The following is a 16,902-nucleotide window of genomic DNA, read 5'->3' as shown; positions in this document are numbered from 1 at the left end:
CGTCATCCGCCGACATGCACGCTCGGGCGAAGTTCCGGATCCGTTTCGGCCTGTCTCAGTATCTCGCGTGTGACCGGCGCCGTGTCCCCCTCGCCGAAAATGATGTAGCGGATCAGATACAAGATCGGATTTCCCTCGCTCCAGCCAAAATATACGTGGGGTATCTTGCCGGTTTCGTCTCTCAGAAAGAGTAGAAATCCCGCGATCGCGTTGGGCACCGCCGGCGCCTCGGTTCTCAGAACTTTGTAGCCGTCGATATCGACGCCTCGGATATTGAGCGTCCCCGAGAACTCCGACGCGTCGCCGAGATCGATCTCGTAGAAAATGATCGGATCCGTCGACGGAATATGGTTGTCGATACGTTTCTCGTGTTCCTTGAAACGATACTCACTGACATCTCCCTTTTCGCGCCGATTGGTCACGATGCGAAGTTCGCCCAGCATCATCTCATCGACGATCGCCTTGGCCGTATCGTCGAGAACGATCTTGTCGATGCGAATCTCCGTCGAACGAAGTGCCCTCGAAACAAACGAAGCGATGACGATTCCCAAGATGAACAGCGTCGCGATCTTGATCCCTTCCGGCTGTTCGATCATATTGACGGCGGTCGTAAATACGAAAACGATCGTAATGATGAGAAACGCGATCCATTTCCGCTCGTTTTTTCTCCACGCCGAGATGGTCACGGCGACCGCTGCGGATGTCATCAACATCAAAACACCGGTCGCGTAGGCGCCGCCTTGTGCATCGACCTCGGCCTGAAAAAAGATCGTCACGAGAAAGCAGATCAGCGTGAAGACTATTACCAGCGGGCGCGTCGCCCGCGCCCAGTCCGGAGCCATCCCGTATCGGGGCAGGTAGCGCGGGACAATGTTGAGAAGTCCGGCCATCGCGGACGCGCCGGCGAACCACAGTATCAAAATCGTGCTGATGTCGTACGCGGTTCCGAAAACCTCGCCCAGACTGGTGTGCGCGAGATAGGAAATCGCGCGGCCGTTCGCTTCGCCGCCGACCTGGAATTTCTCCGCCGGAATCAGCATGCTTGTTACAATACTGCTGCCGACCAACATAAAGCTCATTATCACGGCCGCGCCGGTGAGCAGTTTCTTTCCGTTGCGGATGCGTCCGGCCATCAATCGCTGATCGTCGTCGGACGCGTTCTCGGTCGAATGCTGCATCAATCGCAGATCCTCTGCCTTTGAATCATCGCCCCCCTTGATAAGCGGCATCACGACGACGCCGGTTTCAAATCCCGACAGTCCCAGCGCCAGTTTCGGGAAGACGACCAAGGCCGCGAGAACCATCGCAACCGTGCTGCCCCGAACGTCCGGATGCCGAAACAGCGCATCGCGCCAGTTTCCAAGCACCTCCGGATGTGTCGCCACTTCGTAGAGTCCCGTGCCGATCACAACAACGTTGAGCGCAAGATACGCCGCAACAATGAAAACGGCGATGCCGATCGCCTCGTTGAACCCTTTTAGAAAAACGGCTCCGAGGAATCCGATCAGGATCAGCGTGACAATGACCTTATGATTCAGGAACTGTAGATTGTGCTCGACGAATGGGTTCTCGATGATATGTGCCGTCGCGTCCGCCGCCGAAAGCGTGATCGTGATAATGAAACTCGTCGCGACGAATCCAAGCAATGCCAGAACGAACATCTTGCCCTTCCAGCGCGATAGAAGACGTTCGAGCATCGAGATCGAACCGTCCCCGTGAGGACTCTCTTCAGCCACGCGCTTGTACATCGGAAGCGCTCCGAACAAGGTCAGAAGGACCAATACGAGCGTCGCGATCGGAGAAAGCGCCCCGGCTGCGAGGAATGCTATTCCCGGTTGATAGCCGAGCGTCGAAAAATAGTCGACGCCCGTCAGACACATGACTTTCCACCACGAATGCTGCGGATGTCGGCCTTCGTGTTCGTGCGGGCCCTCGATCTCCCTCACTCCCTGGAAGAGCCATCGCCGGAACCACTTTCGTTTCCCGATTTCCATATCGTCAAGCGCAAAAAAACCGTCGAACGTCGGACGTTCGCGGTTTCGGATCCAATCACAAACCTATCTTTGCCGACACATTTCTCCTATTCGGCCGCTCGATTGCTTACAATCTTCGCAAGAACAAGATTCTACGTATTTTCGCACTCAGGTACAAACACCCGAAAGAACCCGATTTTAAAATAAAACAGGGCGATGTCTCCCACACCATCGCCCCTAGGTCACAAGTCCTCACCCCTCGTGACCAGTGCTCACCGGGGAGGCGAGCATTTCAAATATTACACGACTTTTTTATTTTTGCAACCGTCCGAAAAACAAATTCAGGCTATTTCAAATCGTAGAGCGACCAAGGGTTAGAATAGCGATCGATGGACAGCGCACCAATGAAAAATCGTTGATTCCCGGAAGCGTTTGCAACACTCACGGTATAATCCCCTTCACGCGCCGCCTCATCGACGAAAACCCGTGCGGATGAGATAGCGAACTCCGGGCCGAGGTCGTGGTTCTGCTGATCCGCACCAAAAACAAAGAATCTCGACGACCCTCGCATCTCCGTTCGACCACCGTTTCCGCGCGCGGCAGTTACGAAGATCGCAAACGACTTGTCCGGGTTCACCAAAATTGGCAGATCCGCGAACTGACCGTTGAATCCAATGCTGTCCGCAGTCGGGCGCTCAAAGCTTCGGCCCAATCGGCGGTCGAACCGATAGTCCCTATTCACCGATACGCTGAGCGTTCCGAGTTCGCCGGCGACCCAGTCTTCGCCCACGGTCGTTTCGCTCTGAAAGAACAACCGGTATTCGCCTTTTTCCAGTCCGGCCAAGCGAAAATCACCGGTGCCATTTGTTGTGCGTCCCGCCGCAACTCGCCCCGTGCCGATTTCCTCAGCCCAGACAACGATCTCGGATCCGGGGCGTCCGCCGTACCTCAGAAGCCGGCCCGCGATCGTCGCGTAAGCGTCCGGTTCATACAATGCCCGGTAGGCCGCAACATCATCGAGCGAAAGCGTCTGACCTAAGACTGCAGGCAAATTGAAGGTTCCGTTCCGGGCCTGAAACTGATACATCGTAGCCGCCATCACCGGACTATGATCGATCCCAAGCATATGCCCGATCTCGTGAGTCAGTGTCGATTGGAGATCGAAAGTTCCGAAAGAACCGTCCGTGGAAAACTGTTGAACCGGACTCAACACAACGTCGGCCTCACTGATCTCTCCGCGGCGCCCGAAAAAAACCCTGGTTCTCGCGGAAACTTCACCTGAATCGCCGCCGATGGCGAGCAAATTTTCGGAAGTCGGGGCAATGGTGATCAAATTGACGCCGTCCCCGGTCTTTCCCGCGGCGCTGACCGATTGCCGGTCGGACCACTCAAAATAGAACTCGATTCCCGTCACATCAGACCAGGTCGCAAAGCTTCTCGTTATCGCGCCGATCACGTCGCTTTCGGGTTTGATCGCAGTCGGCGATTTCAGCAGCGACGACGAGAGTTCGATTCTTATCCGCTTCCGGTTCCAATGCAGTCCGTCGCCGGGAGCGTTTTCGGTCAACAACGGAACGTTCGCCGAAACACTCCCGGCGAACATTGCGACCGCGAAAAGAACTCCAAATGTTATAGAGCGGACTTTCATCGAGACAACCCGATTACGTGGCCGAATCGTCCCGGCCGATATTCTCGAGATCGGCGAATCCGACCACGATCAGAAGCGCAACGATCGCCAAGGTTGCCAGAACGTACAAGATCGCGATCTGTTCGAGATAGATCAGCGTTCCGATAACGACGGCGACAAGCAACAACCAAAGAAGCGCGACCGACCGTCGGCTCAATCCTTTTGTTTTTCCCATAATTTTCAGGCTCTCTGCGAGAAAGCTCTCCTAAACTGATATCAGATTATTTCGTCATCTACAACAAAAATGTTGATTCTTCCATACTATCGCCGGTCAATCAATCAACCGAAGCGGCATTTTGGAAGAATCCGGTGAGCCGTTTTCGAAAGCGGAGTCGCTCAGCGGCGACAACCGGCGTTCCCTGCCTCTTCGTCCGACATCGATAACATCCAGTTTTTCAAGCACAACATCGGTCGATTCCTTCGCGCGGATCTTTTCTAGATTCGCCTCGATCGACTGCGATCCTTCCCTGGTTCTGCGGAATATCACGACATCCTCGGGCCTCGCGTCGCGCGCGAGCCCGCCGGCCGACGCGATCGCCCGTGTGAGCGTCAACCCATCGCGAAACAATACCGGCCGAGGGTAATTGACCCCGCCGACCACAAAAACCGGAAACGCCTCGTTGACGGTTATGATATCGCCGCTGTAAATCGCGACGTTGGAATCAGTCGAGCCCTGCAACAGTTCAACAATACTGATGTTGAAAAAACCGGATCCGCTGTCCCCGTCCGCATTGGCCTTCCTTGCATCGGCGGTCGGATCTTCCAAACAGGCCCTCTTTTCCGGCCTGAAGATCTGGATAACGCCGCTCAACTGGTCGGTCAGTCCGCCGGCCAGAACGAGCAATTCATTCAACCGAACCGGTCGCTTGATCTGAAAGCGGTGCGGGATCTTCACCGCCCCGTAAAGCATCGTCAGCGGCCGCCCCGACGTATCCAGAATGCGGACGATGACCTTCGGGTCGCGAAGGATTCGCGAAAGGGATTTTTCGATCTCGCGCGCCAGTTGATCCGTTGACAAACACAGCGCGAAAAGCCGGGTTTCCGTTGCCTGGTAATCCTGCAAGTAGCCTTCGGGATTCAGTCCTCCACGCCAATCAAACTCAAGACTGCCGACAACGTCGATCTCTATCAAATCCCCCTGATGTATCAAATCGACAGCTCGCGGTTGGCTCTCCGGCGGGTTCACCGTCTGACCGGCTTCCTGCGCGATACCTAAACACGCGCACAATAACACGAGGATAAGCGCGAAGTGCGGACGCTTGAACTGCTTGATTGCTCGCATATCGATCCGGATCCCCAAATTCTCAATCCTTGTCGGCGATCGATCCCCGAGCATTTTTCGCACGGCGTTTGGGTTTCGCGGAAACCGTTCCCGGGACCGCGAATCCGACGAACTCCCAGTTGCAGTTATCGCAAAGCAAGTTATATCTGAATATGATCTTTGACCAGATCGGAGTCGGTCGATATCCTCGCCGGATCCGATCACTTGAGCATTTTGGACATCGTTGACTAATCATTGTCGTTCGTGGGTCTCTCCGATCGTGTCGCCTTCGGAGCATTCGTTATGCGTTCGATCTCCCCGTTGATCCTTTCGGCGAGCGCCTCCGCATCCGGAACCTCGGAGCCGTCCCGCGCCATAAAGAACAAAGCGTCCTTATAATGACTTATGGCTCGCCGTGTATTTCCTTTGAATTGAGCGCGTTCCGCAAGTTCAATCCAGTGGCTGACCCGCATCGAACTAATGACGCCTTCGACGGCAACCCGGGAACTGACCAGCGTCTCCTCTTTCGGATAATACTCGAGGGCGGTTACGAGCACGTCTACTGCACGCTGTGCCGTCTCGATCCTTTCGGCAATTGTAACACGCGATTGAGCCTCTTTTGTAAGCCGCTTGGCCTCGATCTCGGCCCAAATCAGGAGATGGTCCTTACGGATTTCTTCGGCCACGTCGCGCCCGCGCCAAAAGGCCGCCAATCGCGGCGATCCGGTCGCTACGGTCTGAAGTTCGCGATCGGTCAGGCGCAGGTACTCAGTGCAAAACTCGAATACTTCCATATGCCCCGCGGGGAGACGCATCAAAGTCTTTGCAGCCGCCGATTTCTTCTTGATACGCTTGACCAGCTCCGCGTTTTGCTCGATCGAGAGTCTTGACTGCGGCTTTGGCCCGGCGGTTGATATCTTCGCTCGGTCGAGATTTTGATCAAGCCGCTTCTCCGCGATCAAATAACGGACCCGGTATTTTCGCAAAATGATCTCTCGCAAAATCACGGCGCCGAAGAGAATAAATCCGGCCGCGATCGCCGCGGGAATCCACGGCATCGCCTCTTCACCGTCGTGGAGAATTCCCCAAAACAGAAAGAACGAAGCAAGTGTTATTCCGATCGACAAGATATAGAATCTCGACGCCGGCAGCCAGAACGGGACCCGCCGACCGATGACAGAATACCTGTCGTTCAATCGGCCAACGCCGTGGTTCCGGGTTGAGATCATCGATTTCTTGATCATTCGGGAAAGGTTGACGGCAGTTCAGATGTCCGCCGAAATTGCTTTAATACTGAAATTTTCCGCTATACTTGTCAACAGTTCATAGTGTATCGTTTTATTCATGCCCGGCCGGAAACGCAAAAAACCGGAGACCCCGATATTCGATTCCATTCGAAAGCCGACGGCGCCGCCGACGGTGAAGATCGGTGAAAGGCGTCCAAAAGAGAAGGCTCGTCCGTCGTTGCGGGGCGTGAAGCATAAGAAACAAGAGGAACCGGTCGATTGATATGGGACTTTTGAGGAAGTTTTATCGAAAAATCGTACGAGAAGACGTCTGGGCGCGCCCTGAGATGAAAGTGACATTTCGGGCCGAACTAATGCCCGGAAAGAACCGCGACGAGCGCTCTTTCAAGATTCGGGAAGTCCTGCCGAACGGGCGCGTGGTGCTCTACGATTTTGTCGGCGAACACCGCCAGAGTTCGTTCGAAGCGGTGAATTTCAAGCGCGAATCATTTTAGCGATTCCGAACTGATGGTCATTCCCGATTTGAAAAGCGTCAAACTCTCAATCCCCAATCCACCAAGTTCTTCGACCACCGAATCGTAGTAAGCGGGCTTGATGCTCATTACGTAGATCGGACAGTCATGCTTCAATTTCGACAGCTCGCGTCCAAGTTTCGCCGGAGTTAGGTGATGCGATATTCTCGCCAGACCTTCAAGCCGATTCGGAAACGCGGACTCGACAATCACCGCCGAAACCTTCGGAAGCGCGTTGATCTCATCCCAAAATCCGTTGAGTTCCGCAGTATCGCCTGTCATTGCCACGACCGAGTCGCCATCCGACAGAATGAATCCGACCGACGGCACCTTGTGATTGACGCCGATCGCGCGTACGCTGAGATGCTGAACCGTGAATTCAACCCCAATTTCAAATGCGCGATACTCCATCACGCTTCCGAAATCATTTCTCAACTCCGAAAATCGAGGATAAACCGACCAGTTGAAGATGTTCTTTTCCAAAACTTCGATAACCTCCGCGACGGCGTGTATCACGATCGGCGACCGAACCGTCGCGAACAGATCATCGACGAACAGCGGCAGGCCGGCAATATGATCAAGGTGGGCGTGGGTCAAAACAACGTCGCGCACCTGCTCCTTTTGCTGCGGGTTGGATGATTGCGCCAAGCTGCCGGCGTCGATCGCGACCAGATCATCGATCACGAGACACGACAAATGCTGCCGCACTGAAGCGGTGCCGTCCGGATCGATCGTACTTGGCAGCAATTGTATCTTCATCTTTACCCGATCAAGTCATCGCGCACAGGTTTGAGCCCGCCCGCCATCGATCGCGTGGGTCGCGCCGGTGATCCACGACGCCTTGTCCGAGGCGAGGAAATAGATCAGTTCCGCGACTTCCTTCGCTTCTCCGACACGGCCGAGCGGATGGGTATTCTTAGAATTCTTGAGGAAGTTCGCATAATCTTCGTCATTCATTCCCCCTCGTTTATGCAGGTTCGTGACGACCACTCCCGGATTTACGGCATTGACGCGAACTCCCTTCGGTGCGAGTTCGAGGGCCGAACAATGCGTTAATTGGTCAACCGCGGCCTTTGAAACACAGTACGCGAGAACGTTCGGGAACGAACGCGTCCCGGCAACGCTCGAGACGTTTACGATATTTCCGCTGACCGCCTCGAGGTGCGGGACGCATTTCTGCATCAAATAAAAGACACACCGCAAATTGATGTTTATCATCTTGTCCCAGTCGTCGAGCGTCGTGTTTTCGATCGTCCCGTTGGCGATCACGCCGGCGGCGTTAACAAGTACGTCGAGCCGTCCGAAACTGGCAACGGAATCGTTGACAAGCCGTTCGACCTGAGTCGTCTCACGGATATCGGCAAGATGGATCTTAATGCTTCCCTTCTTGCCCTGCGCTTCGTCCCGCAGCGTGCTCAGTTCCTTTTCATTTCGGCCAACCGCGACGACATTCGACCCGTTCTTCGCAAAAAGCAGTGCGGCGGCTCGTCCGATGCCGCTGCTCGCTCCGGTGACTATGACAACCTTTTCCTTCATATGAGCCTTTGAGCCGCCATCTTGCAACGGCTCTGTTGTGAGTCTAAAAGATTTGACTATGAATGACAAAACGTGCCCTTAAAGAAAAAAATGAGACAGCCGGCAATGGCTGTCTCAAAACACAAATGGAGATAAACTTCTCTGATCTAAAAGCTACGCGCCTGAGGTCTGCGGCTGCTTGGCCGCGAAAAGATGTTCAAATGCGACCTTTGTTTCCTCGCTCTTTCGATGTTGGAACTCGCTGACCCAATTGGTCACGGTTCCGACCATCTCGCGGACTTGGTTCTTTGCGGTCGCGCGTTCAACAACAACCTTCTTCTCAACGGCCTTCGGCTCTCCCTTCTTGATAACCTTGATCTTTGTTTTTGTATTTGTCGTCATATCTTCACTTTTGCGTTCCGAGATTCTCTCTCATCAACCCTCCGGCAAATGTTGACGTAACGAGTCGTCGAATTTGCCGAATCCCTTGTTGTTTGCAATATGCGAAAGTCGGACTCTTCTTTTGCGCATTGCAAAGTACTGTAACGTGCGCCGAAACGTTTTTGTTCCCGAGTTCACGAAAATTTAACGTATTTTGCTCACCCGACAAAGAACGGACAGGAACGCGCATTCTTGCATCGCGAATGGCATGAACTTTGCTCATAAGAACCGCGAATGAACCTCTTTGACCTGACAATCATCTACCTGGCGTGCGGCGCGCCTTTCGGCGTCTACTTTTTCCTGACGTCGAAAGAACGGCTTCATAAACCATCCTTTTACATCGGACTCTCGCTCAATTTTCTCTTTTGGATTCAATACGCGGTTCGTCTGACTCTTGCCAGTGAGCGCGTTCGGAAGTTGTTTGATTCCGATTCCAAGAGAGGAGTTGGCTTGAATTCTCGGCTCGATCACAAAATTCAGATGATCCGGGCGCGCTGCGAAGAAGACCTTCATCGTATCAGCCCCAATTTTCGGATTTTTGAATTCCGCGACGAGTTCGAACGAATGGTCGGATTGAATCTCGAACTCAATGGCGCGACTCGCCGTCCTGCGGCCCACGTCAACGAGCTTTGCGAGATCAGCGGACGCGGTCGCAGCGCTCCCGCCGAAGCCTGCCTTCATCGGCGCAACCTTGCCAAACTGGTCTTCCATCGGGACGTCTCGCGTCGCGAACTGCTTTCCCGGTTTGAATTGCTGATCAAAGGCGACGCAATGACGCCGGATTTAAGGGCTGACATCGCGGAGCTTTTCCTGATTGTCGGAGACTCTTCTGCGGCGAGTGAATTCGAGCGCCGCTGTGTCTTCGCTGAGGACGCCAGCAAGAAACGCCTTGCGAGCGCACGAAACGACGTCCGCTACGACCGGGCCGCCTGATCAACCTCTTTCTTCCGCGGAAGATATGGCTTGTTTTTTCCAGTCATTTATCTTCAACCTCTTGAACCCTGCCGTTCGCTGCTACAGACTTCAAATCGGCTCGCCGAAAATTAAGCGACGAGACTCGCGGCACAGATCCACAAAGTCCAACGAAGTTCCGGGACTTTCGGGCAATCCTCGCGTTGGGTCGAAATTCCTTGGCAAAAAAGAGGAATCCGCAGTGAGGTTCGAAGCCTGATACAGATCCCATCTGACGCCTGGTGAATGCAACGGCATCGACCCAACCAGCGTGTGTCCTGCTCGCCTGATTGCGAATCCTCGTCTTCACATCTACTATTCTACCAATGCTCGTATTGCTCCACCTGTTCGCGTTGTTTCTCCTTGTCTTATTGGGGTTCTACGTCTTCGTCGCGAACCCGAGGAATCGCGCGCATCAAACGTTCGCCGCATTCATCGCCTTCCTCGCCCTCTGGACGATCAAGGATCTCGTCTTCTGGAACTTCCACGGAAGCAATGAGAGCGCCGGGTGGTGGGCCGCGGCGAGTTTTGCGATCGCGCTCCTGATGCAATGTTCGCTCGTCGTCTTTGCGTGGGTGTTCCCCGAAAACTCCCGGACGCCGCGAAAAAAGGCGGCGATCCTGTTTGCGCCGTCGCTGATTCTGATCCCGGCCGCGTTTGCGGGTCTTCTATGGCGAAAGGTCGGTTTTTCCGATGATCGATTTGAGATCGATCTCGCCCCGCTGGCATATGCCTTCGTCATCTACGTCTATTTCGTTTTCGGCTACGGTGCGAGCGTCCTCTTCCGCAAATACCGAACTCTAAGGAATTCGCAGCACGGTCAGCAGGTCGGCGCGATTCTCTGGGCGCTGATCATCACCGGCGTTCTGAAAACGGCGGCAAACATCGTCTTTCCATTCTTCGGCCTTTATTATCTGCTTCCTTACAGTTCGATCTTCGTGCTTCCGGGAGTCTTGATCTATGCGTACGCGATCTCGAATTTCAGGCTTTTCTCGCTTGAGAACGCGCTCGACCAGTTCCGTTTGTTCCCGATTACTTACAAGATCGCGCTGAGCATCGCGACGGTGGCGATCGTAAGTTTCACGCTCTTTCAGATTCCGATCGTCTGGTGGTCGTTCCAGGACGGGATCAGCTTTGAAGCGTGGCGCAAATATCTGGTCTTCAGCGTCATCTCGGCCCTGGTTCCGAACCTTCTGCTGCTGCTTTTGATCGTCCGGACGATCTCACGCCCCCTCCAGCGGATCACGCTCGCCGCGGTGCGCGTCACCGAAGGCAGCTACGGAACTGAAGTCGACGGCCGGCACAGCAACGACGAGATCGGACTTCTCGCGCAGAGTTTCAACGAGATGAGCCGCAAGATGGCGAATGACATCGAACAGCTCAAGAAACTCAATGACCAGCTGATCCGAACCGAAAAACTTGCCGCGATGGGAACCCTTTCCGCCGGGGTCGCCCACGAGGTCAACAATCCGCTCGCTTCGATCTCGTCGTTGATCCAGATGATCCGGAAGAACGCGAACGACGAACGGCTCGCCGAAAATCTCAAGTTGATCGAAACCCAGATCGACAGAATTTCCAGGGTCACGAAGGATATGATGGAATTCGCGCGCGTGAGGCCGGCGGCGAAATCGGATGTCGACATCAACTCGATCATCGTCACGGCGCTCCGTCTGGCGAGTTTCGACAAATCTTTTCAGAGACTTGAAGTGGAAGAACGCCTCGGAAACGATCTGCCGTCGATCTATGCCGATCCGGATCAACTCTCACAGGTCTTTCTGAATCTCTTTCTGAACGCCCGCGACGCGATGCCGAACGGGGGGACTCTATCGGTTGAAACCGTTGGATTCGAATCGGAGGTGGTTGCGATCGTTTCAGACGACGGCATCGGGATCGGAACGGAGGATATCAAGCAGATCTTCGATCCGTTCTTCACGACCAAGCCCGCCGGCAACGGAACCGGACTCGGACTAGCGGTTTGCTACGGGATCGTCACCGCGCACGGCGGACGGATCGAGGCCGTTCCGGGAACAAACTCCGGAACGGCTTTTCGAGTCGCGCTTCCGGTCGCAAAGGACATTTAACGCCTCACCGAATACACCCGACCATCACGCGACCGATAGTATTTCCGGCCGTTTCGGGTATAAAGATAAGTCGCCCCGGCGCCGGCGAGGCCGCCGATGATCATTCCCTTCTTGCCGCCGACCCAGGCGCCGGTTCCCATTCCAAGCAGCGTTCCTCCGCCGATTTTCGCGGCGCGCCGGAAATTGCTGTCATAGTAACGGCGCTTGGTTCCCTTTCGGCTCGAAGCGTAGAGCAGGCCGGCGCCCGCCCCGATCATCGCGCCGTTGCGTCCGCGTCCGATCAACGCTCCGGCGACGGTGCTTCCGCCGACGATCGCGAGATTTGTCAAAAGGCCCTTCGTGCCTTTCTTGCGGTTGCGTTGCTGTCCGAACGACTGCGTCGCCAAACCTCCGACGACCAGCGTCAGAACTATGACGAACATAATTAGTCTTTTCATTTTGGTTCTCCCTAATTCGATTGAAGTGATAAAAACAGCAGCGTGTGCCTTCTCTGCTTTCAATCCATGTGCCACTTGCGTCGAATCGGAATCGCGAACGCCTTAACTTCCTATAATGGAGATGTTTACGAAGCCGGGCGGCGATCGCTTGTAGATTCGCCGCCGCACCATTTCGTGTCTCGAATCTTGACAGTCCAACCATTTCGTTGCACTTTATCCTTGCAACTCTTTTCAATTTCAACCCAAAAGGAAACACGAATGAAACGATATTTCTGCAGCTTTGTCATTCTGTGCGCGATCGCGGTATCGGCGGTCGGGCAAACGCGTTCGATCGCGTTCACCAATGCCCGGATCATACCGATCGTCGGCGCGCCGATCGAAAACGGGATTCTCCTGATTCAAAACGGCAAGATCGTCGCCGTCGGTGACGCTCGTGCCGTCAGGCTTTCGTCGGACGTGCAAATCGTCGATCTTAAGGGAAAGGTCCTGATGCCGGGGTTGGTCGATACGCACAGCCACATCGGCGAACCCGCCGGAGCCGACGGTTCGAGTCCGATCCAGCCCGACGTCCGCATTCTCGATTCGGTCAACGTCCGAGCCTCGAGCCTGCAACGCGCCCAGAGCGGCGGCATTACGACCGTCAATGTGATGCCCGGTTCGGGACATCTCGACAGCGGCCAGACGCTCTATCTTAAACTCCGTGATGACGCCATCAAGATCGACGATCTGTTGCTCTATGACAAGGACGGAAAGATATTGGGCGGGATCAAGTTCGCCAACGGCACGAATCCGATCCGTCCGGGCGGAGGCAACTTCCCCGGAACGCGCGCCAAGAGCGCGGCGCTCGTTCGTGAACAATTCATCAAAGCGCAGGAATACAAGGCCAAGATCGTCAAAGCCGGCGATGACAAAACGAAACTCCCGCCACGCGACCTCGGAATGGAAGCGCTTGTCGAAGCGCTCGACGGCAAACGGGTCGTCCATTTCCACACCCACCGTCACGACGATATTCTGACGGTCCTCCGGCTGAAACAGGAGTTCGGATTCAAACTCGTGCTGCAGCACGTTTCTGAAGCCTGGAAGGTTGCCGATCAGATCGCCAAAGCGAACGTTCCGTCATCGATCATAATGATCGACTCGCCGGGCGGAAAGCTCGAGACCGTCGACGTTTCGATGACCAACGGCGCGGCGCTCGAAAAGGCCGGCGCCTTGGCCGGATTTCACACTGACGACTCGATCACCGATTCGCGCTGGTTTCTGCGATCGGCGGGATTGGGAGTGCGTTTCGGGATGAGCCGCGAAAAGGCGCTTTACGGGATGACGATGGCGGGCGCGATCATGCTCGATATGCAGGACCGCGTCGGATCGCTCGAAGCCGGCAAGGACGCCGACTTTATAGTTCTTTCGGGCGACCCTTTGAGCGTGTACACGCACGTCGAGCAAACTTGGGTCGAAGGCAAACCGGTCTTCAATCGGAGCAATCCCGCGGACTATCTGCTTGCGGTCGGCGGTTTCGGCGCGTCGAACGACAAAGTTGCGCATATTGACTGTTTTGACGGCGACGTCGAGGGGGAACGGTAATGATTTTGGATTTTAGATTTTGGATTTTGGATTTCAGGCGCGTTTTCGGATTGACCGTCCTTGCGCTCGCATTCGCGGCTTCGGCAAACGCCCAGATCGCGGTTCAGGGAGAAACGGTGTGGACAATGAACGGCGAACCGATCACAAACGGCGTCGTCCTGATCAGGGACGGCAAGATCGAAGCTGTCGGGCCGGCGTCGCAGATCAAGATCCCGGCGGATTATCGTGTCGTGAGCGCAAAGGTTGTCACGCCCGGGCTGATCGACGCGCACACAGTCATCGGACTTAACGGATACCTGAATCAGCCGCACGATCAGATGGCTCTTGACGGAAGTTCTCCGATCCAGCCCGAACTTCGCGCGATCGACGCGTACGACGCGCAGGAACGCCTGATCGAGTGGGTCCGGGGATTTGGAGTGACGACGATCCATACCGGACACCAGCCCTCGGCGCTTGTTTCGGGGCAGACGCTGATCGCCAAGACGGTCGGCCGCGACGTCGATGAAGCGGTCTTCGTTTCGACGGCGATGATCGCCGTCACGCTCGGGACCGACTCCTTGATCCAGGGCGGTCGCGCGCCGGGCAGCCGCGCCAAACAAGCGGCGATGCTGCGCGCGGAACTGATCAGGGCCGGCGCTTACAAGGGCGAGCCGCGCGATCTGAAACAGGAAATGTGGCAGAAGGTCCTGAAACGCGAGATCCCGCTCCTCGTAACCGCCGAAAAAGCGCAGGACATTATGACCGCGCTGCGTATCGCAAAAGAGTTCAACATCAAACTCGTCCTCGACGGCGCATCGGAAGCATTGCAGGTCCTGGGCGAGATCAAGGCCTCCGGTTTTCCGGTCATCGTCCACCCAACGATGGCGCGCAACGGCGGATCGCGCGAGAGCCTTTCGCTTGAGACGGCCGCGAAGCTCAAGGCGGCGGGTGTCACCGTCGCGCTTCAAAGCGGTTATGAAGGCTATGTCCCGAAAACCCGCGTCGTCCTGTTTGAGGCGGCGATGGCGGCGGCCAACGGATTCTCGTTCCGTGACGCGCTCGGGTCGATCACCATCGACGCCGCGAAGATTCTCGGGATAGACAACCGCGTCGGATCGCTTGCGGTCGGAAAAGACGCCGATGTCGCGATGTTCGACGGCGATCCGTTCGAATTCACGTCACATTGCGTCGGAACGATCGTCAACGGACAAATGGCCTTCAAAGGCAGCCGCTAAACTATGATCGCAGCAACGCTCTTTTCCGCGCTTCTTCTTTTCCAGACGCCGCTCGGCACGCCGGTTTCGACTCCGAGTCCGAAACCGGTCGTTCCGGCCGAGGTCAAGGAAGAAGTTCCGGAGATTCGAAAACACAGTCTTCAGATCAACGGCCGCGCGCTCAACTACACGACGACGACCGGCTTTATGCCGATCCGCAACCCGCAGACGGGCGAGACCGAGGCGCGTTTGTTCTTCATTGCCTACACGCTCGACGGCGTCGCGGACGGAGCGCAGCGGCCGCTGATGTTCTCGTTCAACGGTGGACCCGGTTCGGCCAGCGTTTGGCTCCATCTCGGCGCGCTCGGGCCAAAGCGCGTGAAGATGCTCGACGACGGGTTGATGCCGCCCCCTCCGTACGAACTCGCGGCGAACGATCAGACGTGGCTGACGGAAACCGACCTCGTCTTCATCGATCCCGTCGGGACAGGTTACTCTCGCGCCACCAAGCCGGAACTTGGATCGAAATTTTGGGGTCTCAACGGCGATATCGAGTCCGTCGGGGAATTCATCCGGATGTATCTGGGGCGAAACGAACGCTGGAATTCCCCGCTCTTTCTGGTCGGCGAATCATACGGCACGACGCGCGCTTCGGGGCTTTCGAATTACCTTTTCGAAAAAGGCATCGCGCTCAACGGGATCTGTCTGGTTTCGAGCGTCTTGAACTTTCAAACGCTCCTGTTCGCGGACGGAAACGACCTTCCGCTCGTCCTGATCTTGCCGTCGTACACGGCAACGGCGTGGTATCACAAAATGCTCCCGGAGGACCTGCAGCGCAAACCGTTGCCGGACGTTTTGCGGGAAGCCGAAACCTTCGCGGTCAACGAGTATCAGCCCGCGCTGATGCGGATCGGCGGCCTGAAGCCGGCCGAACGCGACGCGCTCGCAAAACGCCTCGGGCGTTTCACCGGACTCAAACCGGAGTTCATCGATCAGAACAACTTTCGGGTCGAACTGGGCGAGTTCAACAAGGAACTTCTGCGCGACAGGCGCCGGACGACCGGAAGGCTCGACAGCCGTTTCACCGGGATCGACCGCGATCAGGGCGCTGCGACATCGTCATTCGATGCCAGTATGACGGCGATCCGTCCGCCTTACACCGCGATGTTCAACGATTACGCGCGACGCGAACTAGGGTTTCGTTCGGATCTCGAATACTACATACTCGGCGGCGGGATCGGCGCTCCCTGGAACTGGGGAACGACGAACGGATTTGCGGATACAAGCCAGACGCTGAAACTGGCGATGTCGAAGAACCCGTATATGAAGGTATTCGTCGCCTCCGGCTATTACGATATGGCGACGCCCTATTTTGCCACGGAATACACCTTGGCCGCGCTGAATCTCGATCCGGCACTGAAAGCCAACGTTTCGACGCATTATTACGAGGCGGGACATATGATGTACATCGAACTGAACTCGCTTCGCAAACTCAAGAGCGACGTGGCCCGGTTCATCAAAGAATCAACAAGAAAATAACAATGGAGTGGTTTACCCGAATGACGAAACTAATAAAAGTCCTGGTTCTCGCAATCGTCTTGGCAGGCGTTGGCGCGATGCCGGCATTCGCGCAGAAAAAAGCGCCCGATTACAAACTATCGAAGATCAAGATCGTGCCCTACAATTCCGCGACCGGCGAGTTTGAAGAGGAATACACCGCCAAAAGCGATCGATCGTTCTTCAACGATCTTTCGATCTCGCTTTTTGTGGTCTTTGAGATCGAAGGGCAGGCCGGGAGCTTCGAGGCCGGCCGCAAACTACAGGTGCGCGTGACCGAAGGAACAAGGGGCAAGGCTAGCCGAAACGTACAGATTGGCCTGATCGGTGAGAACGGCTTTTATTTCGAACCGCTGTGGCTTTATCCGTCAATGTGCAGCGACGTCAAGATCACGGCGTCGATCATCGGCCAAAAACCTTCGAAAGCGATGACCCGCACGGTCCCGTTCCTTTGCGGTGAATAGAT

The 16,902-nt window shown here is 55.6% G+C and carries 16 protein-coding genes; 7 read left to right on the top strand and 9 right to left on the bottom strand.

Annotated elements, in window-relative coordinates; translation table 11 throughout:
- Positions 1 to 2: 2 nt before the first annotated feature.
- From IPN69_11810 to IPN69_11790, 5 genes are all read right to left on the bottom strand, one after another.
- A complete protein-coding gene (locus IPN69_11810; protein ID MBK8811401.1) occupies positions 3 to 1,994 on the bottom strand; it encodes an amino acid transporter in 1,992 nt (663 codons plus the stop codon).
- Between the two features lie 325 nt (positions 1,995 to 2,319).
- Complete coding sequence (locus IPN69_11805; protein MBK8811400.1) at positions 2,320 to 3,621, bottom strand: matrixin family metalloprotease; 1,302 nt, start codon at positions 3,619 to 3,621, stop codon at positions 2,320 to 2,322.
- 13 nt (positions 3,622 to 3,634) lie between these two features.
- Positions 3,635 to 3,835, bottom strand: coding sequence for a hypothetical protein (locus IPN69_11800; GenBank protein ID MBK8811399.1), 201 nt, complete (start codon positions 3,833 to 3,835; stop codon positions 3,635 to 3,637).
- A 96-nt stretch (positions 3,836 to 3,931) separates the two neighbouring features.
- A complete protein-coding gene (locus IPN69_11795; protein MBK8811398.1) occupies positions 3,932 to 4,942 on the bottom strand; it encodes an SLBB domain-containing protein in 1,011 nt (336 codons plus the stop codon).
- 227 nt (positions 4,943 to 5,169) lie between these two features.
- Positions 5,170 to 6,165, bottom strand: coding sequence for a hypothetical protein (locus tag IPN69_11790; protein MBK8811397.1), 996 nt, complete (start codon positions 6,163 to 6,165; stop codon positions 5,170 to 5,172).
- Positions 6,166 to 6,494: 329 nt separating this feature from the next.
- On the opposite strand from IPN69_11790, the gene IPN69_11785 reads away from it, so the two are divergent.
- Complete coding sequence (locus tag IPN69_11785) at positions 6,495 to 6,662, top strand: hypothetical protein (protein ID MBK8811396.1); 168 nt, start codon at positions 6,495 to 6,497, stop codon at positions 6,660 to 6,662.
- Here IPN69_11785 and IPN69_11780 read toward each other — a convergent pair.
- The 3 genes from IPN69_11780 to IPN69_11770 all read right to left on the bottom strand — a co-directional run bounded on the left by IPN69_11780 (position 6,654) and on the right by IPN69_11770 (position 8,597).
- Positions 6,654 to 7,439: a 3',5'-cyclic-nucleotide phosphodiesterase gene (locus IPN69_11780; protein ID MBK8811395.1), complete on the bottom strand. Its 786-nt coding sequence runs from the start codon at positions 7,437 to 7,439 to the stop codon at positions 6,654 to 6,656. The two genes, IPN69_11785 and IPN69_11780, sit on opposite strands and share 9 nt — an antisense overlap.
- Positions 7,440 to 7,454: 15 nt before the next feature.
- On the bottom strand, positions 7,455 to 8,216 hold the full coding sequence (locus IPN69_11775) for an SDR family oxidoreductase (GenBank protein ID MBK8811394.1): 762 nt from the start codon (positions 8,214 to 8,216) through the stop codon (positions 7,455 to 7,457).
- Between the two features lie 153 nt (positions 8,217 to 8,369).
- The gene (locus IPN69_11770) at positions 8,370 to 8,597 is read right to left on the bottom strand and encodes a hypothetical protein (GenBank protein MBK8811393.1); all 228 of its coding nucleotides are present in this window, start codon (positions 8,595 to 8,597) and stop codon (positions 8,370 to 8,372) included.
- 273 nt (positions 8,598 to 8,870) lie between these two features.
- Between IPN69_11770 and IPN69_11765 the strand changes: the two genes are divergently transcribed.
- Positions 8,871 to 9,569 (top strand): hypothetical protein, encoded by a 699-nt coding sequence (locus IPN69_11765; protein MBK8811392.1) that lies wholly within the window; start codon positions 8,871 to 8,873, stop codon positions 9,567 to 9,569.
- Between the two features lie 344 nt (positions 9,570 to 9,913).
- Positions 9,914 to 11,668, top strand: a complete 1,755-nt coding sequence (locus IPN69_11760; protein MBK8811391.1) for a HAMP domain-containing protein — start codon at positions 9,914 to 9,916, stop codon at positions 11,666 to 11,668.
- Here the strand turns inward: IPN69_11760 and IPN69_11755 are convergent.
- On the bottom strand, positions 11,665 to 12,105 hold the full coding sequence (locus IPN69_11755; protein ID MBK8811390.1) for a hypothetical protein: 441 nt from the start codon (positions 12,103 to 12,105) through the stop codon (positions 11,665 to 11,667). The two genes, IPN69_11760 and IPN69_11755, sit on opposite strands and share 4 nt — an antisense overlap.
- Before the next feature lie 258 nt (positions 12,106 to 12,363).
- Between IPN69_11755 and IPN69_11750 the strand changes: the two genes are divergently transcribed.
- From IPN69_11750 to IPN69_11735, 4 genes are read left to right on the top strand one after another with little or no spacing between them, the layout of a single operon-like run.
- Positions 12,364 to 13,686 (top strand): amidohydrolase family protein, encoded by a 1,323-nt coding sequence (locus IPN69_11750; protein ID MBK8811389.1) that lies wholly within the window; start codon positions 12,364 to 12,366, stop codon positions 13,684 to 13,686.
- Complete coding sequence (locus IPN69_11745; GenBank protein MBK8811388.1) at positions 13,686 to 14,900, top strand: amidohydrolase family protein; 1,215 nt, start codon at positions 13,686 to 13,688, stop codon at positions 14,898 to 14,900. The genes IPN69_11750 and IPN69_11745 overlap by 1 nt, the downstream gene beginning before the upstream one ends.
- 3 nt (positions 14,901 to 14,903) lie before the next feature.
- Positions 14,904 to 16,418 carry a peptidase S10 gene (locus tag IPN69_11740; protein ID MBK8811387.1) on the top strand — a complete coding sequence of 505 codons (1,515 nt, stop codon included), beginning with the start codon at positions 14,904 to 14,906 and terminating at the stop codon, positions 16,416 to 16,418.
- Positions 16,419 to 16,438: 20 nt separating this feature from the next.
- On the top strand, positions 16,439 to 16,900 hold the full coding sequence (locus IPN69_11735; GenBank protein ID MBK8811386.1) for a hypothetical protein: 462 nt from the start codon (positions 16,439 to 16,441) through the stop codon (positions 16,898 to 16,900).
- The last annotated feature ends 2 nt before the right edge of the window (positions 16,901 to 16,902 follow it).

The sequence above is a fragment of the Acidobacteriota bacterium genome, assembly GCA_016715115.1.
Classification (GTDB): Bacteria; Acidobacteriota; Blastocatellia; order Pyrinomonadales; family Pyrinomonadaceae; genus JAFDVJ01.
The sequence above is the reverse complement of the archived record's forward strand: the minus strand, read 5'-3'. Positions and strand labels throughout refer to the sequence as shown.